The 25,724-nt window shown below is 56.9% G+C and carries 18 protein-coding genes, 1 rRNA gene and 4 pseudogenes; 19 read left to right on the forward strand and 4 right to left on the reverse strand.

The window, feature by feature from the left end; translation table 11 throughout:
• The first annotated feature begins 174 nt into the window (after positions 1-174).
• From PI739_RS23745 to PI739_RS23785, 8 genes and pseudogenes are all read left to right on the forward strand, one after another.
• A complete protein-coding gene (locus tag PI739_RS23745; protein WP_154583513.1) occupies positions 175-417 on the forward strand; it encodes a hypothetical protein in 243 nt (80 codons plus the stop codon).
• A 19-nt stretch (positions 418-436) separates the two neighbouring features.
• Positions 437-2,836, forward strand: a pseudogene (locus tag PI739_RS23750) (RHS repeat-associated core domain-containing protein); the annotation flags it as partial.
• On the forward strand, positions 2,809-3,279 hold the full coding sequence (locus tag PI739_RS23755) for a hypothetical protein (protein WP_003434907.1): 471 nt from the start codon (positions 2,809-2,811) through the stop codon (positions 3,277-3,279). The pseudogene PI739_RS23750 and the gene PI739_RS23755, both read left to right, overlap by 28 nt.
• A gap of 307 nt (positions 3,280-3,586) precedes the next feature.
• The gene (locus PI739_RS23760) at positions 3,587-3,913 is read left to right on the forward strand and encodes a hypothetical protein (RefSeq protein ID WP_003434911.1); all 327 of its coding nucleotides are present in this window, start codon (positions 3,587-3,589) and stop codon (positions 3,911-3,913) included.
• Between the two features lie 115 nt (positions 3,914-4,028).
• Positions 4,029-5,460: pseudogene (locus PI739_RS25050) on the forward strand (type IV secretion protein Rhs); the annotation flags it as partial.
• A 151-nt stretch (positions 5,461-5,611) separates the two neighbouring features.
• Complete coding sequence (locus PI739_RS23775; RefSeq protein ID WP_054081388.1) at positions 5,612-6,322, forward strand: hypothetical protein; 711 nt, start codon at positions 5,612-5,614, stop codon at positions 6,320-6,322.
• 63 nt (positions 6,323-6,385) lie between these two features.
• Positions 6,386-6,937 carry a hypothetical protein gene (locus PI739_RS23780; protein WP_054081389.1) on the forward strand — a complete coding sequence of 184 codons (552 nt, stop codon included), beginning with the start codon at positions 6,386-6,388 and terminating at the stop codon, positions 6,935-6,937.
• A 375-nt stretch (positions 6,938-7,312) separates the two neighbouring features.
• Positions 7,313-7,741 carry a DUF2628 domain-containing protein gene (locus tag PI739_RS23785; protein ID WP_054081390.1) on the forward strand — a complete coding sequence of 143 codons (429 nt, stop codon included), beginning with the start codon at positions 7,313-7,315 and terminating at the stop codon, positions 7,739-7,741.
• A gap of 77 nt (positions 7,742-7,818) precedes the next feature.
• On the opposite strand, the gene PI739_RS23790 is transcribed toward PI739_RS23785, so the two are convergent.
• Positions 7,819-10,266, reverse strand: coding sequence for a PEP-utilizing enzyme (locus PI739_RS23790; RefSeq protein WP_054081391.1), 2,448 nt, complete (start codon positions 10,264-10,266; stop codon positions 7,819-7,821).
• Positions 10,259-10,741, reverse strand: a complete 483-nt coding sequence (locus tag PI739_RS23795) for a hypothetical protein (RefSeq protein ID WP_054081392.1) — start codon at positions 10,739-10,741, stop codon at positions 10,259-10,261. The genes PI739_RS23790 and PI739_RS23795 overlap by 8 nt, the downstream gene beginning before the upstream one ends.
• A gap of 195 nt (positions 10,742-10,936) precedes the next feature.
• Between PI739_RS23795 and acpP the strand changes: the two genes are divergently transcribed.
• The 4 genes and pseudogenes from acpP to PI739_RS25060 all read left to right on the forward strand — a co-directional run.
• On the forward strand, positions 10,937-11,173 hold the full coding sequence (acpP, locus tag PI739_RS23800; RefSeq protein ID WP_032609706.1) for an acyl carrier protein: 237 nt from the start codon (positions 10,937-10,939) through the stop codon (positions 11,171-11,173).
• A 170-nt stretch (positions 11,174-11,343) separates the two neighbouring features.
• A complete protein-coding gene (locus PI739_RS23805) occupies positions 11,344-12,144 on the forward strand; it encodes a mechanosensitive ion channel family protein (RefSeq protein ID WP_054081393.1) in 801 nt (266 codons plus the stop codon).
• A gap of 120 nt (positions 12,145-12,264) precedes the next feature.
• Positions 12,265-13,371 (forward strand): annotated as a pseudogene (locus tag PI739_RS25055) (FIST signal transduction protein); the annotation flags it as partial.
• A gap of 555 nt (positions 13,372-13,926) precedes the next feature.
• A pseudogene (locus tag PI739_RS25060) lies at positions 13,927-14,283 on the forward strand (methyl-accepting chemotaxis protein); the annotation flags it as partial.
• Positions 14,284-14,344: 61 nt separating this feature from the next.
• On the opposite strand, the gene PI739_RS23815 reads toward PI739_RS25060, so the two are convergent.
• The gene (locus PI739_RS23815; RefSeq protein WP_003372995.1) at positions 14,345-15,826 is read right to left on the reverse strand and encodes a YdgA family protein; all 1,482 of its coding nucleotides are present in this window, start codon (positions 15,824-15,826) and stop codon (positions 14,345-14,347) included.
• Between the two features lie 275 nt (positions 15,827-16,101).
• Here PI739_RS23815 and PI739_RS23820 point away from each other — a divergent pair, with 275 nt between their 5' ends.
• From PI739_RS23820 to PI739_RS23850, 7 genes are all read left to right on the forward strand, one after another.
• Entirely contained in the window at positions 16,102-16,791 is a 690-nt protein-coding gene (locus tag PI739_RS23820; RefSeq protein ID WP_054081394.1) for an HAD-IA family hydrolase, read from the forward strand.
• 20 nt (positions 16,792-16,811) lie between these two features.
• Positions 16,812-17,819 (forward strand): aldo/keto reductase, encoded by a 1,008-nt coding sequence (locus PI739_RS23825; RefSeq protein WP_003434940.1) that lies wholly within the window; start codon positions 16,812-16,814, stop codon positions 17,817-17,819.
• A 317-nt stretch (positions 17,820-18,136) separates the two neighbouring features.
• A complete protein-coding gene (locus tag PI739_RS23830) occupies positions 18,137-18,874 on the forward strand; it encodes a GntR family transcriptional regulator (protein WP_044310692.1) in 738 nt (245 codons plus the stop codon).
• A gap of 814 nt (positions 18,875-19,688) precedes the next feature.
• Entirely contained in the window at positions 19,689-20,465 is a 777-nt protein-coding gene (locus PI739_RS23835) for a DUF3050 domain-containing protein (RefSeq protein ID WP_003434947.1), read from the forward strand.
• A gap of 42 nt (positions 20,466-20,507) precedes the next feature.
• Positions 20,508-21,455 carry a diiron oxygenase gene (locus tag PI739_RS23840; RefSeq protein WP_003434950.1) on the forward strand — a complete coding sequence of 316 codons (948 nt, stop codon included), beginning with the start codon at positions 20,508-20,510 and terminating at the stop codon, positions 21,453-21,455.
• Positions 21,452-24,898: a non-ribosomal peptide synthetase gene (locus PI739_RS23845; RefSeq protein ID WP_054081395.1), complete on the forward strand. Its 3,447-nt coding sequence runs from the start codon at positions 21,452-21,454 to the stop codon at positions 24,896-24,898. The genes PI739_RS23840 and PI739_RS23845 overlap by 4 nt, the downstream gene beginning before the upstream one ends.
• A gap of 32 nt (positions 24,899-24,930) precedes the next feature.
• On the forward strand, positions 24,931-25,410 hold the full coding sequence (locus tag PI739_RS23850) for an SRPBCC family protein (RefSeq protein WP_054081396.1): 480 nt from the start codon (positions 24,931-24,933) through the stop codon (positions 25,408-25,410).
• A 117-nt stretch (positions 25,411-25,527) separates the two neighbouring features.
• Here PI739_RS23850 and rrf read toward each other — a convergent pair.
• Positions 25,528-25,643, reverse strand: a 5S ribosomal RNA gene (gene rrf, locus PI739_RS23855).
• Positions 25,644-25,724: the final 81 nt, after the last annotated feature.

Genomic DNA, 25,724 nt, shown 5'->3' on the forward strand with positions numbered 1-25,724 from the left:
ATAGTACTAGACGTTTCAAGTGTCCCCGCCGTGATCTGGTGTGACGCGATTGATGCTGAAAATATAAACACAAAAAAATTCAGTACGCCACCAGACTCTTGGGATAGCTATGCAAGTTTCTTCTCCTATTTATTAGATCGTGAAGAGTCAGGAGATTAATAACAAGAATACTCAATGGCTAACCTAGCTAAAAAATCAGGATTTTTTGCACTTATTCAGCCTCATAAAGGCATACAGCAAGACTTCGCAATCTCAACCGAGGATGCTACTGATTCTTGGTTGAGACCTCCAAGCGAGCAACAACCAGGCCTTAGTAAGTCAGCATCTCATTATATTTTTTGGCTCTTTAATAATGGACCACGCAAATGGCTGCCAACATTGTCTCAGCCATTTGCTGCATTTTATTCATCTTCCTGAATAAAAATTAGCTGATCACAGCATCGTCGCTGAAATAGACGCACTGGGCCACAAGACCGAGTACCTCAACAGTGAGGACGGTCTGCCACACACCATCATTGATGCGACCTACAAATCCAAATACCTGTGGTGGAACAGCCTCGCTCAGGTTGAGCACTTTCAGGACTGTTCAGGCAAAGACACTTATTACCGCTATGACGATCGCGGTCATCTGATCGCCGTCACCGATGCCCTGAACAACACCACCACGCTGGAACGCAAACCCGACGGCGAAGTGCTGCGCATCAACCATCCCGATGGCAGCGTTGAGTCCTTCACCTACAACGCGCTCGGCCAGGTGCTTTCGCACACCGACGGCAAAGGCCAGATAACGCGGTTGTCCCGCAACGCCCGTGGCCTACCAACCCGACGCGAGGACGCCAAGGGCAAAGCCGTTGCCTACCAGTACGACAAGGCCATTCGCTTAACCGCACTGGTCAACGAAAACAACGCCACCTACAACTTCGTGTACGACGACGCAGATCGTCTGATCGAAGAAAAACGCATCGACAATCTCACCCGTCGTTTCAGCTACAACCTCGGCGGACACCTGACACAGGTCGAGGAAATCGGCTACGGCGAGAAAGGCGAACAGCCACGGCGCAGCACCCATCTGGAGCGCGACCCGATTGGTCGCCTGCTGGCCAAGCTAAACGACGATGCCCGTCAGGACTATGCCTACGACGACGGCGACCGACTGCTGTCAATCGAGCGCAAGCCGACGGACACCGGCAGAAAACTCGGTATTGCCGCCGAGAAACTGGAATTTGCCTACGACCTGCTCGGCCGCCTCATCAAAGAGACCACACCCCAAGGCGCACTTGCCTACGAGTACGATCCGCTCAGCAACCTGACCACCCTGGCCCTGCCCACCGGTCAGCACCTGAATCACCTGTACTACGGCAGCGGTCACCTGCACCAGATGAATCTGGATGGCCAGTTGATCAGCGACATGGAGCGCGACGATCTCCATCGCGAGATCTACCGCACCCAAGGCAAACTCACAAGTTGCTTCGGCTACGACAGCATGGGTCGTAAGGCCTGGCAGTACGCGACCACCCTGCCTGCGGAAAAACTGTCACAAATCCAGAACCCGCTCATAAAGCCAGAGCGCTACGTCGAACACGCTTACAACCCGATTCACCGCCGCTACGAATACGACCCGGCCGGTGAACTGAGCCGCACCCTCGACAAACTGCGCGGCGAAACCCAGTACGAATACGAAGCAAACGGCCAGCTGCTGGCGCGCAACACCGGTCGAGTAGTCGACGGCGAAGAGTTCCGCTACGACGCCGCGGCCAACCGCCTGAACTTCAACACCAGCCGCTTCGACCACGTCAAAGACAATCGCCTCAAACAGTGGGCGAACCACGAATACAAATACGACGCCTGGGGCAACCTGATAGAGAAAACGGTCGGCATCGTGCGCTGGCAGACCTTCACCTACGACTGCGAAAACCGCTTGGTCAAAACCGAGACCATGGCCGACACACAGGTGGAAAGCACCAGCAGCTACCAGTACGACAGCCTGGGCCGAAGAGTCGCCAAACAGTCCGAGATCAAAGGCCGCACCGACCACAAACGCTTCCTCTGGCAAGGCTTGCGCATGCTGCGCGAAGAAAGCCCCGGCCAGAGCAGCCTGTACCTTTACGAGCCCGGCAGCTATGCGCCGTTGGCTCGTGTTGATGAGAAAGAGGGCGAGGTAGAAAACAAGGTTTACTACTTCCATACCGACCAGATTGGTACACCGCTGGAAATGACCGATGCCGAAGGTCAGATCGTCTGGCAGGCGAAGTACCGGGCCTGGGGAGCGGTTGAGAAGCTGGTGGTGAACGAGGTTGAGCAGAACCTGCGGTTTCAGGGGCAGTATTTTGATGTCGAGACGGGACTGCACTACAACACGTTTCGGTATTATGACCCGGAGATTGGGCGGTTTATTACGCAGGATCCGATTGGGTTAGATGGCGGTTTCAACCTTTACAAATATGTTCCAAATCCGACGTTATGGGTCGATCCTTGGGGCTGGGAATGCTGGGGCACGGCTCGAAGCAGCTATTGGAAGGCTGAAGCTAAGGCTCCCACTCAAGCGTACTCACCAGCGAACATAGCTCGAATGACAAAAGGGCAAGCCCCTAGAATGAAAGTTGAAGTAGTTAATCGTAAGACGTTAGAGATATCTGAAAAAGACGTATCTATGGAGCTCCATCATGATCTGATTCCTCAGCGGACTGGTGGGGCCGGAGTTCATGATAAATCTAACCTGCTATCACTTACACCGTGGGAGCATGAAGCAGTCGATCAATTCAGACATGTTGGGTCAGATCTAATTCGGGTAATTAAAGGAGTAGATACATGGGTACCACCACTTCGGAATCAGTAAGAGATTTAATTTCTTCATCGCCCTACAAAAAAATAGTGGGTGATTTAAAAAAAGAGCTGAAACTTAAGGTGTCCGAGGATTATGCAGATATATTCAATCGCTTGGATACCGATGCTCTCAATAGGTCTGGATTAGAATTAACAGCGATTGAGAAAATAATTTCAGAAAGGGCGGGCGAGCTTAAATCATACTCTATAAAAAAATACAAAATCATGAATGGCATCCAAGAAGATCAGGAATATCCAAGCGGTGAGGAGCCGGAGGTAATGGATAGAGACTCTAACATTGTGAGCAAGGGATATGCGCCGGGGTTTCTGCTTGCTAATGCAATAGAATATTTATTAGATGAAAAAAGCAAAAAGGAACTTGAAGACTACTTAAAGGCTTCTCGAATTCCAGCGGCGAAAAGTTATGCTAAACAAATCGCGACTTTTAAGTTGTAGAGCCACTATATTTTTCCGGACCTCCGGCTGTCAGATCATCATCAAAGATTATCTGAAAACCAACACGCTGGGGGCAAACCCGACAGTGACGTGCACCAGCTGGTACGGCACGCCGTGTAGATTTTGTAGTTAAACGCAAAGATGGGAGTTGGTCGCCAGCTGAAGTAACCAGTAAGACAGCAGATAAAACTAGCTAAATTACGAAAGAGTCCGAAATCCGGTAAATGGGCGGTACTTTCGTAAGAGAGCCTAAAACAAAACAGCTCGTTTAACTTTCGGACATTTCACGTATTGTGAGGGTAAAATAATGGTAGATCTCGTCAAATTTAGCGTACCTCTTTTATACAGCAGGAATAAAAACCTACAATACAAAGAAAATATAATCCAGATGTCGACTGCGCTTTTAAAATTCTTGAAAGATGAGAATCTGATATGCACTACACCTTTCACCGAAAGTGGAGAGCTTAAGAAGGATTTTGAAATTCGCGAGTCTGATTTGACTGAGGAAGGAGTGGAGCTATTTAAAAGCGCCATTCATAAATGGTGGAAAAAAATAGACGCCGGGCTCGATAGATCAGATGTTAGCTTTCTTAAGTCTGAGCTTGAAAAAATAAAAAACTCTAAGCAACATTGATATTTCTATAGAGCCTAAATCCAGACTATCTTGGAAACTCTAAAGCTCTTTAAAAAATTAATCTGAAAGAGAGGCTGCTAACACTAGCTCAGCCTCCTTTCTATTGCATCAACACAATGGCGACTCCATTCGCGACTTCTCCTAAACCGACGGCGTCATGACCCGCCACAGCAACGCACTGGGCCTGACCTGCGAGTACCGCTGGGAAATCATCGACGGCCAGCCGCGTGTCGTCGAACACCAGACCAGCGATGGTGAGCATTTCCACTTCCGCTACGACCGCGAGGCCCGCACCACCTGGGTCACCGACGTACTGGGCCGCGAGCTGGAGATTCATTACAACAAGGATCATCGCGTCACCTTGAGCCGCGACTACAGTAGCGATCACTACGTCATCGAGATCGACGACACCGGCAACATGACCGGGCTGACCCTGCCCGATGGCAATCAGCTGGCGTTCGAGTACGACGAGTTCGCCCGGTTGCTCAAGGAGACCGATCCGCTGGGCCGCAGTATTCGTTACCAGTACCACCACCTGACGACGCTGATCACTCAGGTTGATTACCCGGATGGCAGCACCTAGAAGGCCAACTACGATGCCAAAGGCAACCTCGTGGCCGAGATCGATGCGCTGGGCCACAAGACCGAGTACCTCAATGGTGAGGACGGCCTGCCGCACACCATCGTCGACCCGACGCTCAAGTGCAAATACCTGTGGTGGAACACCCTGGCCCAAGTGCAGCGCTTTCAGGACTGTTCGGGCAAAAGCACTTATTACCGCTATGACGAACGCCACCACCTGGTGGCCGTCACCGATGCCCTGAACAACACCACCACGCTGGAACGCAAGCCCGACGGCGAAGTGCTGCGCATCAACCACCCGGATGGCACCAGCGAGACCTTTACCTACAACGAACTGGGCCAGGTCCTGACCCACACCGATGGCAAAGGCCAGACCACCCAGTTGCTGCGCAACGGCCGTGGCCTGCCTAAATGGCGACAGGATGCCAAAGGCCAGACCATCACCTACGAATACGACAAAGCCATTCGCCTCGTCGCCCTGACCAACGAAAACGATGCGACCTACCGCTTTGCCTACGACGATGCAGACCGTCTGATCGAAGAAAAACGCATCGATAACCTCATCCGCCGTTTCAGCTACAACCTCGGCGGGCACCTGACACAGGTCGAGGAAATCGGCTACGGCGAGAAAGGCGAACAGCCACGGCGCAGCACCCATCTGGAGCGCGACCCGATAGGCCGTTTGCTGGCCAAACTCAACGACGACGCGCGTCAGGACTACGCCTACGACGACGGCGACCGACTGCTGTCAATCGAGCGCAAACCGACGGACACCGGCCGAAAACTGGGCGTCACCGCTGAGAAGACAGACTTCGCACACGGCCTGTGGGCCATTATGTGAAAGACCGTGACTTATATAGCGCAGGATGCCAGGACGATTAACTCAGCAATTTGACCTCACTGCCTCTTCGCGTAGACCAGCACCTAACCATCCGTATTACAACATCGGCAACCGTCTGAACCTCAGCACCGGCCGCTTTGATTAGGTCACACGTCAAATGCAACCATCTAAAATAGTGGGACGACTGGTCATACACTTAAATATTTGATGTATGATCTTTCAGACCAAGCCATTAAATTTTTTATATTTTCGCTTTAAAAACTTGAGTTAACCACATGATCGAACCACAACCCAACGCAATAAAAAAGGGACTTTACGGGTCTTTCTTCCTGATTGCCTTATTTGGCACAATGTCGACGTTTAAATCGGATTTTTTTTGGCTGGTATGCCTCGGTCTCTTTACCCTGCTCATGCGAACAATATATTTGATTTACCTGAGCGAAAGCTTCACTGCAATCGCAGTTCATTCTTTCACAGGCCTTTTCTCTTCATTTCTACTCATGAATACAAGCGTTATTTATCTTATAGCAAAATCTGAATACGGTGCTTCAACGACAGATGCTTTATCGTGGGCGATGATTCCGGCCTTACTGATGCTCGTTTCATTTTTATTTATTTATTTCACAAAATCGAGATCAGGTCAGCTGTCGTTTGAGACCAGAGATAACAAGGTCTATATGGTGCACGGTTATGTCAGCACGAGAAACGGAAACTTACTGAGCGGAGGCGTCATTGTGGCCGGAATCGCTGCAATGATCGTGTGGCCTATAGAACTGATCATTATGGTCAGTATCTGGATAGCACTGAGCAATCTTTACCTTCTTTACTGGAACAGGGACGCCATCCGAATACTGAAAAAAATCCTGGCGCTGGAAAAGAAGCACAATCGGTCTTACACGTTCGAGTACATCGAACAGCTTCGTGAAGCACGCAGTCGCTGGTGGCTGGGTAGGTTTTTGAAATGGGTAATATCATTCAGCAAATGAAGTCAGGTAACAGACTATCAGCGAAGAAGACAACTAACCGCCACACCCAACCAGGGAAGAAAAATGGGTAAACAATCTCGCAGCAAGCGGGCCTCGCCGGAGCCTATGGTAATTTACCGCAGTCACGTTGCCGCTTTCCGCTCGCGTTATCTGCTGTCCTTTCTGACTCCGATCTTCATGGGCATATTTTCCCTCGCCATTACCGCAGGCACGGTGGTCGATGCGTACTTTCCAAATGAGCCGGAGAGAACGGGCCAGTCAATGATGCTCATGATGGGCGTATCACTGGTCTTGAGTTTCGGCGGCATCATGATGAGTCGCGGGCATGCGTGCGGAATGTGGATATTGGCGGCCATTCTGGTGAGCTGCTTTTTTGCCGTGTTGCCCACTGCCCCTGCGCACTGGCGGCGTTTCGAGTTGATGCTTTACGTGCTGGGGCTGCTTTTCCCGTTGCTGGGCCTTTTATCGCTCAACAGCGAGCGCGGCCGGGAGTTACGCATGCAATGGAGGATTATTCGATCCGAACGCAAGGAGATCCGTCAGGAGATGCGGCGGCGCAAGGATCTCGAGGTGCGTCGTGAAAACCTGCGCAAGAGAAAGGCGCTACGCAAATAGCCGGGCTCAACGAGGACTTTATCGCGCCCAACAAAAAACCCGCCGAAGCGGGTTTTTCCAAGACCATCCCGACTCCCTGTCGGCTGCCTCCGAGGCGATGGTCGATCATCCTTGATCCTGGTGAACTCCTGTTCACCACTTGATGGATCCAATACTACGGAGGAAGGACCAGATCGGAAATGGCCAAATCCCTCCACCGCGTGTAAGCGTTTGGCTATACCTTGTCGAGGCGGCATGAAGGGCTCGGGGCGCAATTGCGTAGTACGCCACCTGGAAACTTCATACAATCGCTCGCTGATTACAAAAGCAGCAACATCAGAGATACAGGATTTCCCGGAAGAAAACGTCACCCCACGGAACACAAGGAGTAGCACCATGAGCACGACAGATCAGACCCAAAGCACTGGCCAGCACAGCGCCAAGTGGCAAGAGCGCTTCAATTTTTTCGAGACGTATGGTGCGCCGAACGATCCACGCTTCAAGCCGGCAGTGAACACGCTGCCTGACTTCAAGAAGAAGTTGCTTGTCTGCACCAACATCATCGCGTTTTTCTTCGGTCCGATTTACTTCTTCGTGCTGGGTCTGTGGAAGAAAAACCTGGCGCTGATCGGCGTCATTATCGCGGTCAACATCGTTATAGCTCTGCTTTTCGGGATCCTCGGAATGGAGGTTCCGGCAGCATTGGGCACCGGCTTGAACGTCGTGTTTTCTCTGATGTACGCCCTGACGGCCAACTACTCCTACTACCTCAAGGAAGTGAAAGGCGAGCAAGGCTGGAACCCGTTCAAAGGCATGCGTCTCTGACCTGCAGACGTAGCCAGCTGAGCACCCGCACCGCTCAATGAGCGTGCGGGTTGGCTGTGGATAACTCCCCTCGGGCTTTATGCCTGCCCTTCCACCAACCTCAACTCCCCATCCACATACAGCACTTCACGCCCCACCCACGCCAGATCAACCTGCGGCAGCACGGCCGAGGGTTTGCGCAGTTCACGCAGCAAGGTCGAGCCGTGCGAGAGACGTCCGCCCATGCGCGCGATCACCGCGCGGGCGTTCTGGTAGTGCGCGTGGCGTCCGGGGTCGAGGGTGTCTTCCAGCAGGATGTCCTCGCCCAGAATGCCTTGCACCTGGCCAGGATAGATCATGAAACCGGTGGCCTGCTCGGTGCCTTCGCGGCCGTCCTGCCAGAAGCTGCCGGCACGGCTGCGAATGTCTGGATGCGGCGCAAACCAGTGTTCCCGGTCGGCGCTGGGCATGGCGTGATGCAGGCGGAAGAACAGGCGCATCAGGTTGTCGCGATACCACTCGCGTACTTGCAGGTAGTAGCCGCGCATGCCCGGCAGGCCTGCGCGGTGGGCGATGCGAATGAAACCCGGCCAGGTCGGGAAAGCTTGTAAAGGCAGGTCAGTGGCTGCCGGGCGTGGGGTCGCGGGGTCGGTTTCCCAGGGCAGCCGGTGCGGGCAGTGCTCCAGGTCGTCGTAAGCGGTCGGTGGACGTCCCAGCAGGTCTCCGCCGCTGCTGGCCAGCGAGGTGGCGATGCACAGGTTGCCTTGCACGACGAATAAGTAGAAACGGGTGAACCAGTCAGCCAATTGCTGACCGTCAGCACCTTGGGCCGTCAGGGCATGCAGCTCTCGGTCGAAACGGTGCAGTTGCTTTTCCAGGGTCAACAAGTGGCCACGCGCGACACGTTGCATCCGCAGAAACACCGGTAATGAGCGCACCAGACGCAGCGGTCGCCAGGGCAGATGCGGGGTCGCGCCGCCGACCTCATCGGCGTAGCTGCTGGAGGCGATGCCCCAGTCAGCCAAACGTGCGAGAAACAGGTCGTTGTTGATGTAGGAAGCTGCGCCAAACAGTGCGGTGAATGGCTCGTTGTCCTGCAACACGCGCGAATCCCAACGCGCCATGATCGCCGGGATGCTGCCTGCGGCACGCCGCTGTGCGTACTCGACCAGCCTGCTGGGCTGGGGCGGCAGGATCTCCGCAATATTGGCGGCGGTCAGGTGGCGGCGCCAGCCGTAGTCACTGATCGGGCGGTACTGCAGCAGCCACAGCTGGCGGCCATCCCAGGCCCACTCGACGTCGCCCGGCACGTAGTGGAATACGCGCAGAATGCCCTGCAGGAAGTCCCAGAGCGCCTCCTCAGTCAAACCGTGGGATGGCTTGAAGTCGCCGCTGCTCCAGGCCGCGCCGAGGCGGGAAATGATTGCTCGCTCAGGACTTGCCTGACCGTCGGCCAGCGACTCCAGATGCCCTTGCACCCACTCCAGCTCGACCGACAGGTGACGCACGAAAGCGATCCCGGAAAGCACCGGCGTGATGAAGCGCTGTACCACCACCTCTTCGACGCCAGCGTTGTGCAGCTCTGCAACGCGCACGGGTACGTTGTGGCTGGGCTCGCGAAGAAAAGTGGTGCTCAGACCGGCATTGGCCGCATCGGCCTGATCCTCACCGAAGCTGGATGAGCGCACGGCCCAGATAGCGTCAGGCTGACGGGCCAGAAACGCGGGCAAGGCCGAGTCATCGCCCAGCACCAGAGACAGTGCATCGGGCACCGGTTGCCCGGCGATGGCTGCCAGACGCAGACGGCCGCCTTTGGTGTGCGCAACGAAGCCGCGCTCGCCCCACTCCAGCCACTGCGCAAACTCGGCCGGCGCGTCGATCCACGGGTAGTGACCCCAGCCCGGTTTCAGGCTGATGCTCAGGTCGGCACGCGCCAGAATGGCCGACCACGCTGCCGCCTGCTCGATACTCAGGACCTCGTCCTGATCGCCCCAGACCAGCTCTATCGGATCTTGCACCCACTCCAGCAGTGGCAGCGCGGTGTCGGCACGCAACAGATCCCAATACGGCACGAAAGCACGGCAGCGGGCGTAACCGGAGCCAATGCGCTGGTAGTGCTCGGCTGGCCAGGTCTGCCTGGAAAACTTGTGCGCAAACAGCGTGGGCTTGTTGGCCAGCAGCCAGTGAATGGTCTTGCGAATGGGCAGCGGCGACATCAGCGCAGGCAAGCGCCGCTGCCACAGAAAAGCTCCCACCGGGGCCAGCAGCACGCTTCTGCAGAAGTGTCCGGGCTGGCGCTGCAAGGCATGCATGACCAGCAAGGCATTGACACCCACAGCGACGATGGCGCTGCCCTTCACGGTCGCCGCCAACAGCGCATCGGCATAGGCGGCGAGGTCTTCGCAGGGTGGCTGAGGATTATTGCCGAAGCCTGGCAGTTCCAGCGGCACGGCTTGATGCCGCTGAAAATGCGGCAGCGCGTCGTCCCACCATTCGGCACTGCTGCCGTTGCCCGCCAGCAGATACAGCAGCGGCAAGTCAGACATGACGAGGGGCCTTCGACGCGTGAACAGCCGAAGTGCGGCGATCATGGCGATACAGCCAGATCAGCGGCGGCAACAAGGCCAGCAGCGCTGCCAGATCGAGCCACACATGAGACCAGACGCCCCCACGCACGGAAATCAGGATGTCCTGAGGCGCCCACAGCAGCAGGCCCGCAATCAGCCAGCCCCAGGGCATGGTGCTTTTCAGGCGGTTGCCCAGGTGCACCAGCGCCAGCATGTACACGGAATACGTTTGCAAGGTTGCGCCAAACAGCGCCATCCACCAAACCTGTTGCGCGCGAGCAGCGGCGGGAACCGCATCGGTCCAGAAGGCCTGCTCAAGCGTAGTCAGGTAGCCGTCGAGCAAGCCGGAAAAGCCTGCCCAAGTGAACACCAGACTGCCCAGCACATGCGCAACTGCGACGGCATACAGCCAGATCACCAGCGTACGGCGCAGGGTGTCAGAAGGGAGCGGCATACCAGGTCCTTGAGTCGTCCTTGTGAGGTGGCGAGTTTAGCGATTTATCGACGGGCTTAATACGAGCATGGCCAAACGGCTCAGATCTCCCACTGTTGAACAGCTGTTATTAATGTCAGTAGACAGCTTTTCTGTTGAGGCCTAATTTTAGGATTTCAGTAGTCAGTAAAAATCGCAAGCGAGGAGATGATGATCATGGAAGAGGTAATGACACGTGTAAAAGAATTGGTGGCCGAGCATTTGGAAGCAGCGGTAGTAGAGGTAAAACCGACATCTGACATAACCAAGGATTTCAAGGGTAGCAGTTTAGAACTTGTCGAGCTCAGCATGGCTCTACAAGAAGAATTCAACATCGATATCCCGGATGAAGAAATTGAAAAATTCAAAACGGTACAAAACATAGTTGACTACATCTCAAAAAACAAAAAATAGACACGAGTAGGCTAAAAGCCCACAACACCTGCTGAGCCCCCAACACCAGTTGCAGGCCCTTTGCCTCCAGTCAAAACTACCAGTAGCCACCGCCCTGCTTTGCCCTTCAATGTACGGCTCCGCTCCGTAGGCCATCTGCCGGGCGAGCCCTGCGGTCTGGAGTAGCGGTGATGGATGCGCTGAATGTCATCAATATCGGCACTGACGGAATCAACTCGTTGTTCAATATCGTTCTGCAGTACGGGACGACTGTTGTTCTGAGGCTGGTGATCGCAGCCTTGTTGTGGATAGTGGGTCGCTGGCTGATCGGCGTGCTGGTCAGGATGGCACAGCGTTCGCTGACGCGGCAGCGGTTTGATCCGACGGTCCTGCGCTATGTCGGCTCGTTCATCACGGTGACGCTGAATATCATTCTGGTGATCGCCATTCTGAGCTATTGCGGCATCGAGACCACCAGCTTTGCGGCGCTGCTGGCGGCCGTGGCGCTGGCGATCGGCATGGCCTGGTCGGGTTTGCTGGCCAATCTGGCCGCGGGTGGTTTCATCATCGTGCTGCGGCCCTTCAAGGTCGGCGATCTGATTTCGGCGGCGGGCGTGACCGGGACCGTGGTCGAAATCGGCTTGTTCGTCACGTCGATCAACACGCCGGAAAACGTGCTGAATCTGGTGGGCAACAACAAGATCTTCTCTGACACGATCGTCAATTTTTCCAGCAATGCTTTTCGCAGCGTCGAACTGACCGCAACATTGCCGGGCACCGCCGACGAGCAGAAGATCATCCCGCGCCTCAAGGATCAGATCGCCCGCCTGCCCAATGTACTGAGCAGCCCCGCTGTCGATGTGCACCTGTCCTCCACAACGGCCGACTCCATCACCCTGTCGGTACGGCCCTATTGCCACAATGATCATTATGATTCGGTGCATCGCCAGACGCTCGCCCTCATCAGAGCGTTGATGCTGCACCTGTCCTGAGCGGCACGCATAGGCAAAATTCATCGCCCTTCAAGCTCACCCGAACCTGTTGGCAGCCGATCAATAAGGATCGGTCCATATTCCGCGTGGCCTCTGCTTTTTATCTTTACGGGTTTAACCATGAGCCTTTTATCTCGTTTTCGGGCCGGCACATCGCGGACCGAAGGCGCCATCAGTGTCATTACGTCCGCCCGGGAATTGAACGCCAAGCTGTCTGCGCTGAGCTTCGATCCGGTCTATCTGACCGGTTTCGTTTCGCCGCACGTCGACTTCGATCAGGTGGCCAAGTCTGTCGCTACGCGCTTTCCCAACGCGAAGATCAGCCTGTGCACAACGTCAGGCGAACTGTGCTCGGGCAATGATTCGCTGTACTGCGCGGCGGATAACCAGTGGGACCGGATCGTCCTCGCGCTGTTTGACTCAAGCGTCATCAAGAGTGCGGAGGTGGTGCACATTCCGCTGCACAGCGAAGACATTCGCGGTGCGGGCAAGCGGCTGTCGATGCGTGAGCGCATTGCGCGCCTGACCGACTCGATCAAGCGCACGCAGATCAACACCCCCATCGACCACCGCGATACGCTGGCCTACGTCACGTTCGACGGGCTGTCGGCGTCGGAGTCGTTTTTCATGGAAGCGCTGTATGAGTCCGGGCGCTTTCCGTGCCTGTTCGTGGGCGGTTCTGCGGGGGGCAAAGGCGACTTCAAGAAGACCTTGATTCACGACGGCAAACGCAGCTACGAAAACCATGCTCAGGTGGTGTTTCTCAAGAGCGCGAAAAACGTGCGCTTCGGCGTCTTCAAGAGCCAGAACTTCGCGCCGACGCCACTGAGCCTGAGTGTGCTGACGGCCTCCCTGGAAGATCGTTACATCAGCCAAGTGGTCAACCCCAGAGGCGAGATCACTACGATGGTTGCGGCGCTGTGTGACGCGCTGAAGTGCGAGCGGCATGAGCTGGAAGGCAAGCTGGCGCAGTACTCGTTCGCCATCCGGGTAGGCGAAGAGCTGTTCGTGCGCTCGATTGCGCGCATCGATTATGAAAGCGAGCGGGTTCACCTGTTCTGCGACGTGGCACCCGGCGAAGAGCTGGTGATGGTCAAACGAACGTCCATGATCGACACCACGCGCAAGGACTTCGCGCGTTTTCTGCAGGGCAAGTCCGGAAAGCCGCTGCTCGGCCTGTTGAGCGACTGCATCCTGCGGCGCCTGAACAACGGCAGTGAACTGGGCCGGATGAACGATGTGTTCGGTGCGACGCCGGTGGTGGGCTTCTCGACCTTTGGCGAGATTCTCGGGTTGAACCTCAACCAGACGCTCACCGCCGTGTTCTTCTTCAAGGTGCCCGAAGGGCAGCCGTTCCGCGACGACTACATCGATAACTTCATCGCCTATTACGGCGAGTTCAAGGCGTTCTTTCTGCGTCGGCAGATCAAGAAGCTGGCCGGTCTGAGCCATGTGGTGGTCAAGCAGATCGATCAGTTCAAGCAGCGTAACTTCGTGCAAACCATTGACCCGAGCGGTCTGGACGAGCAGATCCGTCCGGTGTTCGGTGGCCTGAGCGACTTGGGCGATGTGCTGGTCAAGGCCCATCAGGATCAGGAAGAAATCGCCGCTCAATTGCGCCATTACTCTGGCGAGCTGCATGTTTCGATGGATGAGCTGTCGCAGACCATCACCCAGCAGGAAACGGTTATCGACAAAGCGGGCAACACCGTCAAAAGCCTGGTCAGTCAGGCTGACGAGGTGGTGCTCGGCTCGCGGGAGCTGGCCAAGTCCAGCCTGCGCATTCAGTCGGTGGTGCAGATGATCCAGCAGATCGCCGGGCAGACCAACCTGCTGGCGCTGAACGCTGCCATCGAGGCTGCGCGGGCGGGCGAAATGGGACGTGGCTTTGCAGTGGTGGCCGATGAGGTGCGCCAGCTTGCGCAGAAGACGTCGCAGAACGCCAACGACATCGGCACCGATATCGAGCGTCTGGCCGAGGAAATTCGCAAGGTGGCGCAGCACATCGAGGAGCAGTCCCTTGAGGTTGGAACGCTGACGGGGCTGCTGTCGGAACTGGAAGGCTCCAGCGATATGACGGCGGGCACCTCGCAGCGTACCCGGCAACTGGCGGATACCCTGCGCGGGCTGACTCAGTAGCGACGCCTGGTGTCAGGACGGCACATCGCCCGTCCTGACGGCAGACCGTGTCGCAGGCGGCTTACTGGTTACCCAGCACGCCGACCTTGCCCATGACGTTGCTCATGAACTGCTGCACGGTCATTTTCTGGCCATTGAAGTCGACCATCTGGTTGGCGTAATGCAGGTCGGAGACGATGTTGTCGCCGTCGACCTTGGCCAGTTGCATCATCTCGGCCATTGCGCTGGCCATGTCGCCAGCGGCCTTGGCCTGATCAGCGATGACCTTGAGGTCGGTCTGGCCTTCACGAATGGCTTGCTGGGTCGCGAGATCGCGAATCATCGGCTTGGACAGGACGACCCTGGCGTTGACTTCGCCCAGGCTCTTCATGAGCAGCGCATCGGAAGGCTGATCGAGCGGGCCTGGATCGGCCAGGTCCACGGCGATACGCATGTGGCTTTCACCGTTGCTGGTCTTGAGCGAGAGTTTTTCCAGCTCGATGTGCGGTTTGGCCGCCAGCAGCGTTTTCATCTGGGTGTTCATCAGTTCCTGATCAGCCGTGTTCAGCTCCAGGCGGAACGGACGCTTCTCCAGCGCGGCCTGTTGCTGTTGAGGCAGGATTTTATCCTGATACAACTGATACAGCGCCTGAGTCGCCAGCACATCGAAATTGGCGATCTTGAAGCCCATGTGCGCAGAACCGACGTCCTTGCCGGCGTAGGCAATCATGCCGGCATCGTAATTGATCTGCGCTGCAAGGTTACCGGCATCTTCCTGCGCCAGGTTGGTGTTGGTGAAATCCCGGATCTGCACCTGTGGTTTGCCCACCACCTGGAAACCCGCGTTCTGGATTTTCATGTTGGTATGGCCCAGATAGAAACCGGACTTGCCTTTGGTGCCGCCCGTGTCGAAGGTCATGCCTTTGATCTCGATGCTGACCGGACCGTCAGGCGACGCGACATTGAGTTGCAGATTGTCCATGTTGCCCGCAAGGCTGAATTTTTCCGCGTCGGCCGACGACTCGGCGTTCAGGTCCAGACCTGAAAAACGGAACGTGCCGTCGACGTCGGTCATTTCCAGCGGGGCCATCTGCAGTGTGCCTTTGGTGGCGCGGTCATAGCCGATGCTGGCCTGGCCCGTGAGCGGTGGAACGTCCTTGCTCATGGCAAACCATTTTTCGGCGCTGGGGCTTTTTTCCATCTGGAAATTGCTCAGGGCCATGACCGGCAGCAGGTTCAGGGTCTTCAGATGCGACAGCGGAATGGGGCCGTGCTCAATATGGTCGACGAACAGAAACTGGCCGCCCTGGGTGCTATCGGACAGGTTCTGGATGTCGACGCGATAGTGCGCCGTGCTGCTGAAGAAGTGCTTGTCGAGCGAGAGCATTTCCAGTTTGACGCTGGTGTCCGTGCCTTTGAACGACTTCGCCAGCTCCTGATTGGCCTTGCTGATCGAGTCGTTCAGCGCGCCTTCCAGCTGATTGCCGGTGTACCAGGCACCGGCCGTAGCCAGTGCGCCCGCTACGACGATGACGCCAATCGCTATACCTGCTGATTTGTTCATAGTGACGTGAAGATATCCGTTCTGATGATGGGAAAGTCGTACCGGGACCGGCAGCGCCGATTGAAAGCCGCGAGAGACTATCATCGGCAGATCCCGACAGCCCAGCCTTCATGGCCATTTCTGTGGGCGCGTAGCCGTTCTGTAAGCGCGTTGGACATGGCCTTGTGCCTTTTGTTGCGCACGCCAATCCCGCGGAAAGGTTTTGAAACAGACCCTAGCCACAGCCTTCCCGGAAACGTTAGGCTGAAACGAATTTGGGAACAGGACGTGATCACATGAGCGAGCAGCAAACACAACGAGGCCCGATCAAGGCCGTCATTTTCGACATGGATGGCCTGTTGCTGGACACCGAGGGGGTTTACACCGAAGTCACCCACTTGATTGCCAGTCGCCACGGTCGCACCTTCGACTGGTCCGTCAAGCAGCACACCATTGGCCGCGGTGCCCGGGACTTCTCGGACTACGTGATCAAGGCGCTGGAGCTGCCGATGTCGATCGACGAGTTTCTCGAAACCCGTGAACCTATGCTCGAAGAGCGTTTCCCCAAAGCGCCGGCAATGCCCGGAGCCGAGGCGCTGGTCCGGCATCTGGCAGCCCACAATATTCCCATCGCCGTGGGCACCAGCTCGTCTGTGCATTACTTCGAGGCCAAGACTACCCTGCACCGCGCATGGTTCGAGCTGTTCGACACCGTCGTCACCGCCGACGATCCGGAAGTAGGCGCCGCAAAGCCGGCCCCGGACATCTTTCTGGTCGCCGCCCGCCGTCTCGGCGTCTCGCCCGCCGATTGCGTGGTCTTCGAAGACTCGCCGTTCGGTGTGACCGCCGCCAAGGCTGCCGGGATGTACGCCGTGGCTGTGCCGGACTCGCACATGCCGGTCGAGCAATACGAGCATGCGGACCTGCTGCTGGGCTCGCTGGCCGACTTCCCGCTCAAGGCGTGGGGGTTACCTGAGCTCGCCTGAATGACATGGAGATGCTGAGCATGAATTATCGAACCCTTGGCCAGTCCGGCCTCAAGGTTTCCACACTGACACTCGGCTCGATGATGTTCGGCGAGCAGACCGGCGCCGAAGAGTCGCTGCGCATCATCGACAAGGCCAGGGATCAGGGCATCAATTTCATCGACACGGCGGATGTCTACAACGCCGGGCGTTCGGAGGAAATCGTCGGCCGGGCCATCGCGGCACAGCGCAGTGACTGGGTGCTGGCCACCAAGGTCGCCATCGGCCCGGCCGACGGCGTGCCCAACCGGGCCGGTCTGAACCGCAAGCATATTTTCAACGCCATCGAGAACAGCCTGCGGCGGCTCGATACCGACTATGTGGATATCTATTACCTGCACAAGGAAGATCACGACACGCCGCTGGAAGTGACGGTGTCGGCGATTGGCGATCTGATCCGGCAGGGCAAGATCCGTTACTGGGGCGTGTCGAACTTCCGCGGCTGGCGAATTGCCGAAATCGTCAACGTCGCGCAACGCCTGGGTGTGGACAGGCCGGTCATCAGCCAGCCGCTGTACAACATCGTCAATCGCCAGGCTGAGGTCGAGCAGATCACTGCGGCCGCGTACCACGGCTTGGGCGTCGTGCCCTACAGCCCGCTCGCACGCGGTGTGCTCAGCGGCAAATACGCTCCGGACATCGCCCCCGACAGCGAGAGCCGCGCCGGGCGCCAGGACAAGCGGCTGCTGGAAACCGAATGGCGTATGGAGTCGTTGCGTATCGCGCAGCGAGTTCAGGCGTATGTGCAGGACAAAGGGGTCGGCATTGTCGAGTTCGCCATTGCCTGGGTGCTCAACAACCAGGCCGTGACCTCAGCCATCGTCGGCCCAAGAACCGAGCAGCAGTGGGACGGTTATACCAAAGCACTCACGGTGGATATCACCGCTGAAGACGAAGCGTTCATCGATTCGCTGGTGACACCCGGCCATGCGTCGACGCCCGGCTTCAATGACGTTCAGCACTTCGTCTCCGGCCGCCTGACGCGCTGAGAGGATCACGCCTGCGGCCTTATGCCGCGAGCGAAGCCCTGATGCGCTCTGGAACGGTCGTTTCAGAGCGCACCGTCATAAAAACAACATGTGAAACTCCTGTTACCTGTGAACGCGCGCTCGGTACGCAGAGCCGATGAGCGCTAAGATAGGCGCGTACTTATCGAGTTCACCGGACTGCAGCGCGATCCGGCGTTCGCCGTTAAACAGGATGATGTTTGTATTTTCGCGACGTACCGGCAAGTCTTGGCTAGTCTGTCGGCAACAAAGCGATTAATTGGACGCTGTCCAGCCAGGGTTGATGAAGAAGTAGGCCAATGCGCAAATCAGATAGAGAAGCCTTTCTGGGCTCCGTACTGGGCAATGAGCAGCCTCCGGCGCACCTTGCCAGAACCGTGATTGAAGAAAAGCTGCGAAACGCCATTATCGATGGCAGCTTGCCAAGTGGCACGGCATTGCGCCAACAGGAACTGGCGACGCTGTTTGGCGTCAGCCGCATGCCTGTACGCGAGGCACTGCGCCAGCTCGAGGCGCAGTCGCTGTTGCGTGTCGAAACGCACAAGGGTGCGGTGGTCGCACCGTTGATCACCGAAGACGCGGTGGATGCCTATGCCTTGCGCATCCTGCTGGAATCCGAAGCGTTGCGCCTGTCTATCCCGTTGCTGGACGCCGATGATCTGGCGGCGGCGAAGGGCTATATCGAGCAGCTTGAAGTCGAGACGGATTTCGGCCAGATCGGCAGACTCAATCGGATGTTTCACCTGTCGCTGTATGCCAAGACCCACAACAAACGTCTCATGCGTCTGGTTGAAGAAGGCCTGAACGAAGAGGAACGCTTCCTGCGTTTCAATCTTTCCGACATGGGCCTGGGCAAGCTTTCTCAGGATGACCATTGGCAGCTGTTGCGGCTTGCCGAGCAGAAAGCGATCGAACCCTGTGTCGAAGCGCTGCAGTATCACCTCAACCGAGGTGTTCAGGCCGTCACTCAATACCTGAACAGCAAAAAGGCCACCAAGGCCAAGTCGACCCGCGCAATAAAGAAAAATCCCGCCTGAATTATCAAGGCGGTCTGTCCGGCAGGCGATGACACAACGTCTGCGGATTGGCCGCTTGTACCTCCCGCCCTCCTCTCCACATCTCGTCAGCGTATCGCCAGGCTCAAACCGGGCATGGCGTTTTTATCGCTATTTTCCTGATCTGCCAGATGGCACAACGCCGGAATGAGGCAAACTCGGCCGAGGCGCTGAGGACACCAACCGGAGGGTGTTCCCTGGCTACGGCTGAACGGCTCGCGCAGGATCGGAGCGGTTCTCTGTTCATCTGAACTCAATGGATAAGGAGTTGTTGAACGGGGCAAACAGACATTGGAAGTCATTTCCAACTTCGCCCATTAAAAAAATCCAGAACCCTGATTATTCAGCATACCGGCAACGCTGAGCGAGGCATTCGCTCATTATTAATAATTCTGACGTTATCCGTCGGGAGGGTTGTCTGCGCGCCTGTAAAACGTATCCAGAGCGTTTTATATGGCAACTTACATGCTAAAAAAACAGTCAGTTAAATATTATTAAAAAATGATTGCACCCCCTGATAAATTTGTTTTAAGTTTTCTTCGCCGTCGGTGCTATTGATGGCTTACCGGGGTGCGCCCTCGCTGTACAAGGGCTAGCGCTCGAAACGTGGACACTGCATTGTGCCTGGATGTGAAATAACCGTTGCATGTTTGCGGCGAATGGGCCCTCAAACTTAAGGCCTGCGCTTGCCTTGCTCCCACGTATTTCATTGTGTTCCATCGCTGCACAGCCGACACTTTTATATCGCAAATAACTGCATTGCTACTTACCGTTCTCTTTCAATAGGACCGTCATCATGCCTTGTGAAAAAACACTGCTTGCACACAAGAAAGTTGAACTTGGCCGTCATCCAATCTTTGCAGAAATCACCACATTGGATGTACTCCGGCGTTTTATGGAGACCCACGTATTCGCGGTCTGGGATTTCATGTCGCTGACCAAGCGTCTGCAACAGGAGCTGACCTGCACCCAATTGCCGTGGCTGCCGCCGACAGATGCTTCCGCTGCCCGCCTGATCAACGAGATTGTCCTGGGTGAGGAATCGGATAACCGACTGGGCGCGGGTCACTACAGCCACTTCGAGCTCTATCTGGATGCGATGCGCGAGATCGGCGCAAGTACGGTGCAGATCGAGCGCTTCATCGAACTGCAGAGACAGGGCCTGCGTTACACAACCGCACTGCAGCAGGTCGACGCGGGGCAGGCAGCAACAGCATTCGTGACACACACGCTCGACATCGCCCTGCATGCGCCAGCACACAGCGTTGCGGCGGCCTTTCTGCATGGGCGCGAGAGTGTCATCCCGCAGATGTTCCAGACCATTCTCGATGACTGGGGCATCACCGCCGACCAGGCCCCTACCTTCCGCTACTACCTGGAACGCCACATCGAAGTGGACGCCGAGGACCACGGTCCGGCTGCAGAGCAGTTGCTGGCTCGTCTGGTCGCTGGCGACGCGCAGCGCGAACGAGAGGTTTATCAGACCGCCATCGCCGCTGTGGAAAGCAGGATCCGGCTATGGGACACGCTGCGCCTGAGCATGCGAACGCCGCTGGTGCAGGCCAGCGCGTAAGTCCCGCTCGCAACACCCTGAAGCCTTTACAAGGAAGCCATCATGAAAGCAGAAGACTACATGTCGTTCATCGATGCGTGGGAAGGTCGCGCCACCATTCGTACTCGTCCACGCAGGATCGTCGAGAACGATGAAAAACTGATCTACCCCCTCAGCCGTCAGCCGCTGGTGCTCAGTGACACATTCATCCGCGAGTGCGCGCATTTGCGCGATTACGCCTTGGTACAGAGCCTCTACAAGTTCATCAACGATGTGGTGATCTTCGAGACCGAGATCGTCGACAGGACCGCACGCAGCATCGCCAAGGACCACTTTACGATTCGCTTCCCGTTCGCCTGTCGCTATGACGCGATGACGGTGGTGGTCGATGAGGACTATCACGCACTGGTCGCGATGGACTTCATGCAACAGACCATCGCCCTGACGGGCATAGCGCCTATCCCGTTGCCGGACGAGATTGAACTCAGCCGGGCCATTCCCGCCGCACTGGCTCTGGCCCCGGAGCACCTGCGCAGCGCAGTGGAGCTGATCTGTGTCGCCATCGCGGAGAACACCGTGACCAATGACGTGGCGGCGTTTGCCAAGGACGAATCGGTCAAGCAATCGGTCAAGGGCCTGATGGCCGACCACCTGCTGGACGAGGGGCGCCACTCGGGCTTCTGGGCGCGGCTGGTACGCATCTACTGGCACACCGCTCCCCAACAGGACCGGGAATCCATCGCCAGCATCATGCCGGTGTTCATCGCTCAATACCTGACCAACGATCTTCAGAATGGCTTCGACTTCACCCTGATCGACCACCTGCAGGTGCCGGAAACCGTCAAGCAGGCGCTCAGGGACGAAACCAGGGCTGTGAGTTTCCCAGTCAACCGCCATCACCCACTGGTGGCCAACATCGTGCGTTTCTTCAAGAACAGCTCGATGCTGGACGATCCTTGTGTGCAGCGGGCGCTGGTGGACTATCTGCCGACTCGGGGGACACTGCAATGAAGCGCCTGGAGATTGTGCTCATGGGTCACAGCCTGACCCTGACTGAACTGAATACCGAGCTGCAGGACCACGGGCACGGCGTGCGGCATCTGTCCGATCAGCAGGCGCTGGGCGCGCTGACGATGCCTGATGGCTGCGTGCTGATCGAAGACGGCAGCCTGGGCCTGACAAAGGAACACCTGAGTGCGTTCGGCCACTTCACGCATCTGAGCCTGCGGTTCGGTATCAGCGGGGAACTGGAGTACGGGTTACCCCGGCTGGAGCTGCTGTGCTGGCATGGCGCTGCCGAAGCTCGACGCTTGATCGTTCATGAATGGCTGCCGGTCGAGGAATCAGGCAACGGGCGCGTACTGCGTGATGCCGCTGTCGCAGCCATGGTTGATCTGACGGCATTACAGATCAGCCGGTTATCCAGAGACGACGACTATTTCAACGGTCTGACAAGCGTCACACCCGCCCAGAGTGATCGACAGCATGGCTTGCAGGCGGTTGATCAATTGCTGTTCGAGCATCGTCTGAATCAGACAGATCAACCACACCTGCTGAAACGGGCCGAAACACCCATCACCGAGCGGCTGGAGCAGGCGCTGCTGACGTTTGCCGAACGCCCGGCACTGTCCGTTCGCAACCAGACGCTCAGCTATCGGCAACTGCACGCGCACAGTCTCGCTATCCAGCGCTTGCTGCAGCCGTTGCTGGCGCACGCAAAAGCCGACGCACCTCCGGTGATTGGTATCTGCCTGAGCAAGTCAGCCGAGCTGTACGCGGGCATCCTCGCGATTCTGGGTTGCGGTGCGGTATATCTGCCGCTTGATCCCGGCCAGCCTGTGCAGCGTCAGCAGTACATTCTGGAAAACTCGGGGGCGATGCTGTTGCTGCACGATGGCTCGCACCCACTGGCCGCTGCGGAGTTTCCGGCGCTGGATATCGCGGCGGTGTCTGTCGAGGACATAGCTTCAGCGCATACAGGCGCCGCTGCCGATCAGGATGCGCCCTGCATGGCGCTGTACACGTCGGGTACCACCGGGCAGCCGAAAGGCGTATTGCTCAGCCAGCGCAATCTCAGCCACTTCACCGCCTGGTATGCCGAGCATGTGAGCCTGAACGAACGTAGCCGGGTGCTGCAGTTCTCGACGCTGAGTTTCGACTCGTCGATCATCGACATTTTCCCCACCTGGCTCAGTGGTGCCGAACTGGTGGTCCCCGATGAAGACCAGCGGCGTGATCCGTTGCAGTTGGTCCGCGTGCTGCAACAAGGCATCACCCATGCATTCCTGCCGCCGGCGCTGTTGAGCATCCTGCCGCTGGATCAGCCGCTGGGGCTTGAACATGTCATGACCGGAGGCGACGTCTGCGAGCCGCATGTAATTGTGCAACTCACCGGGCAATGTCATTTCCACAACCTGTACGGCCCCACCGAAGCCACGGTGTTGGTCACCGCCTGCGAGTTCGGGCCGTCCAGCAGCAACCGCCATCTGGGCCGACCGATCGCCAACAGCCAGGCGTGGATTCTGGACGAGCAGTTGCAGCCCGTGGCCGAGCAGACTCAGGGGGAGCTGTACATCGTCGGACCCGGTGTGTGCCTGGGCTATGTCAACAACCCCGAGCTTACCGCCGAGCGTTATGTGTGGCTGACGAAACCGGATGGGCAGCTAATGCGCGCCTATCGCACCGGCGATATCGCCAAGTGGACGGCTGACGGCATCGTCCTCAGCGGACGTCGTGATAATCAGGTAAAGATTCGCGGCTTTCGGGTCGAGCCCGAGGAGATCGAGCATTGCCTGCGCGACAGCGGACTGTATCGACAGGTTGCCGTGGTGATCGACAACCAACGGCGAATTCTGGCGTTTCTCGCTCAACCGTATATTGAGCATGACGAACAGGCGCTAAAGGCCCATGTACAACGTCTGCTGCCTGATTACATGCACCCCGCCGTCTACACGATGTTGCCCGGCATGCCATTCGCCAGCAACGGCAAGGTAGATCGTAAAGCGCTTCTGGAAATACCGCTGAGCTTTACCGGGCAGCACACTCGCCGTCTGCCCGAGACTACGCAGGAGCAGGCACTGCTCGAGCTATGGGGCGAGCTGCTGGAGCTGCCGCCAGACGACATCTCGACTGATGAAAGCTTTTTCAATCTCGGAGGCCACTCGATCCTCCTGTCGCGCCTGTTGCTGGGGGTTCGTGAACGCTTTGGGCGCAGCATTCCTATCAATCGTTTTATCGAAGCACCGACAGTACTGACGCTGGCCAGCCTGATCGACAGCGACGGCACTTCGGCGGGTGTCCTCAGTGCTCAGGCGCTGCGGGATGCCAACCCGGACTTTCAACTGGCTACATTGCCCGTCAGCAGGCTGGGTGATGTTCATAAGGTGATTGTCACGGGTGCCAATGGCTTTCTGGGTGTGCATATCGTCCAAGCGCTGCTCAATTGGGGAGCGACAGAGATCGCCTGCCTGGTGCGGGAGACTTCTGGACAAAGCGCACAGCAGCGTTTCGAACATGCCCTGCGGGAAAACCGTCTGGATCACCTGGACCTGAGCCGCGTAAAGGTCTACCCCGCTGACCTGACGAAGCCAAGGCTGGGGCTCAGTGAAGCGGTGTATGAACGACTGGATCTCAAGTTTGGTGCGTTGGTGCACAACGCTGCCAATGTGAACCATGTCCAGGATTACGAAACCCTGGTCAAAGACAATGTGGCCCCGGTCTTTGAATGCCTGAAGCTGTGTGAGGGGCGCAGTAAAAAGATCTTCAATTTCGTTTCGACGCTGTCTGCCTGCAGTGCCATCGATGCCGCTGGCAATGTGCTTGAACGACCCGCTGCCGCGACCCCGCCGATCTACATCAAGAACGGCTACAACCTCTCCAAGTGGGTGGCTGAGCGCATCCTGCAATGTGCCCGGGACCAAGGTGCCTGGGTGAACATCTATCGCCCCGGCAACATCGCCTTCAACAGCGTGACCGGCGTGTGTCAGCCACAGAAAAACCGCCTGATGCTGATGCTCAAGGGTTCGCTGCAATTGGGTCAGGTTCCGGCGTTCGCCATCAACTTCGACCTGATGCCGGTGGACTTTCTGGCGCGCTTCATCGGCTTCCATGCCAGCCGTTATCAACCAGAACATGCGGTATTCAATCTGCATAACCCCGAGCCCTTGAGCTGGAGCGACTACGTGCACGCCTTTCGCGAGGCCGGGCGTCAGTTCGAGCTGGTCAGCGTCGAGCAATGGCAGGTGCAACTCCGGCGCGTCGACAGCCAGAACGCGCTGTTTGGCGTGCTGGGGTTTTACCTCGACGGGTTTGAAGAAGACATCGGCGATATCTCGATGATCGAGCACTGCAACACCCTGAACGGCATTCGTCGCATGGGCGAGCAATACCCGCAAAAGACTCCGGCGTTGCTGCGCAGGGGCTGCGATTACCTGAAAGAAATCGACTTCATCTGAGCCACTACCCACTGAGATAAATGGAGAACGACATGAACACACTTCACAGCAATCTGAAACCCGACACACTCATCAAGAATCCGGTGACGTGCCGAGTGGTGTCCGTCGTGGAAGTCCCAGGTGATGCGGCCAGCGTATGGGCTGTTGTCGGCAATTTCGGTGGCTTCCAGGCATTCATACCGGCGCTGGAGAGCATTGAGGTCACCGGTGAAGGTCCGGGCTCGGTTCGCAGCAAGCTGTTCAAGGATGGCAACGTGGCCATCGAACAACTGAACTCCAGGGACGATCAAGCGCTTTATATGACCTGGTCACTGATCCACACCAGCTTGCCAGTCAGCAATCTGTGGGCAGCAATGACTGTTGACGCTACCGGCGACGGCGATACCTGCCTCGCCAGCTGGACGATTGTTGCCGACCCTGTTGAGGGAGGGCCTGAGGGGGATGCATTTGAGGCGTTTCTTCAGGGGTTTGCAGATGGCGCAATGAGTAACGTGCGCAGCCTGTTTGGCTGACTGATGCTGCACCACAACAGCCCGCTCGGAGCGAATGCCTGAGCGGGCTTTTTTATTTGATAACCCATAACGACAAAACCCCTCATCGCGTAAGCGATGAGGGGTTTCGGAATTCAATCTTGACGATGACCTACTCTCACATGGGGAAACCCCACACTACCATCGGCGATACATCGTTTCACTGCTGAGTTCGGGATGGGATCAGGTGGTTCCAATGCTCTATGGTCGTCAAGAAATTCTGTTGCCGATCCGTTAGCAGGTAACGTTCCAGCGAATTTTGGTGACTTCTACTTAAACAAAAACCCTCAACGCGT

Source organism: Pseudomonas cerasi, from assembly GCF_027983475.1.
Classification (GTDB): Bacteria; Pseudomonadota; Gammaproteobacteria; order Pseudomonadales; family Pseudomonadaceae; genus Aquipseudomonas; species Aquipseudomonas cerasi.

Bases quoted from the DNA above. Each gene is read 5' to 3' on its own strand.
- PI739_RS23745 (WP_154583513.1), top strand. From the start codon at position 175: ATGGCTAACCTAGCTAAAAAATCAGGATTTTTTGCACTTATTCAGCCT.
- PI739_RS23755 (WP_003434907.1), top strand. From the start codon at position 2,809: ATGGGTACCACCACTTCGGAATCAGTAAGAGATTTAATTTCTTCATCG.
- PI739_RS23760 (WP_003434911.1), top strand. From the start codon at position 3,587: ATGGTAGATCTCGTCAAATTTAGCGTACCTCTTTTATACAGCAGGAAT.
- PI739_RS23775 (WP_054081388.1), top strand. From the start codon at position 5,612: ATGATCGAACCACAACCCAACGCAATAAAAAAGGGACTTTACGGGTCT.
- PI739_RS23780 (WP_054081389.1), top strand. From the start codon at position 6,386: ATGGGTAAACAATCTCGCAGCAAGCGGGCCTCGCCGGAGCCTATGGTA.
- PI739_RS23785 (WP_054081390.1), top strand. From the start codon at position 7,313: ATGAGCACGACAGATCAGACCCAAAGCACTGGCCAGCACAGCGCCAAG.
- PI739_RS23790 (WP_054081391.1), bottom strand. From the start codon at position 10,266: ATGTCTGACTTGCCGCTGCTGTATCTGCTGGCGGGCAACGGCAGCAGT.
- PI739_RS23795 (WP_054081392.1), bottom strand. From the start codon at position 10,741: ATGCCGCTCCCTTCTGACACCCTGCGCCGTACGCTGGTGATCTGGCTG.
- acpP (WP_032609706.1), top strand. From the start codon at position 10,937: ATGGAAGAGGTAATGACACGTGTAAAAGAATTGGTGGCCGAGCATTTG.
- PI739_RS23805 (WP_054081393.1), top strand. From the start codon at position 11,344: ATGGATGCGCTGAATGTCATCAATATCGGCACTGACGGAATCAACTCG.
- PI739_RS23815 (WP_003372995.1), bottom strand. From the start codon at position 15,826: ATGAACAAATCAGCAGGTATAGCGATTGGCGTCATCGTCGTAGCGGGC.
- PI739_RS23820 (WP_054081394.1), top strand. From the start codon at position 16,102: ATGAGCGAGCAGCAAACACAACGAGGCCCGATCAAGGCCGTCATTTTC.
- PI739_RS23825 (WP_003434940.1), top strand. From the start codon at position 16,812: ATGAATTATCGAACCCTTGGCCAGTCCGGCCTCAAGGTTTCCACACTG.
- PI739_RS23830 (WP_044310692.1), top strand. From the start codon at position 18,137: ATGCGCAAATCAGATAGAGAAGCCTTTCTGGGCTCCGTACTGGGCAAT.
- PI739_RS23835 (WP_003434947.1), top strand. From the start codon at position 19,689: ATGCCTTGTGAAAAAACACTGCTTGCACACAAGAAAGTTGAACTTGGC.
- PI739_RS23840 (WP_003434950.1), top strand. From the start codon at position 20,508: ATGAAAGCAGAAGACTACATGTCGTTCATCGATGCGTGGGAAGGTCGC.
- PI739_RS23845 (WP_054081395.1), top strand. From the start codon at position 21,452: ATGAAGCGCCTGGAGATTGTGCTCATGGGTCACAGCCTGACCCTGACT.
- PI739_RS23850 (WP_054081396.1), top strand. From the start codon at position 24,931: ATGAACACACTTCACAGCAATCTGAAACCCGACACACTCATCAAGAAT.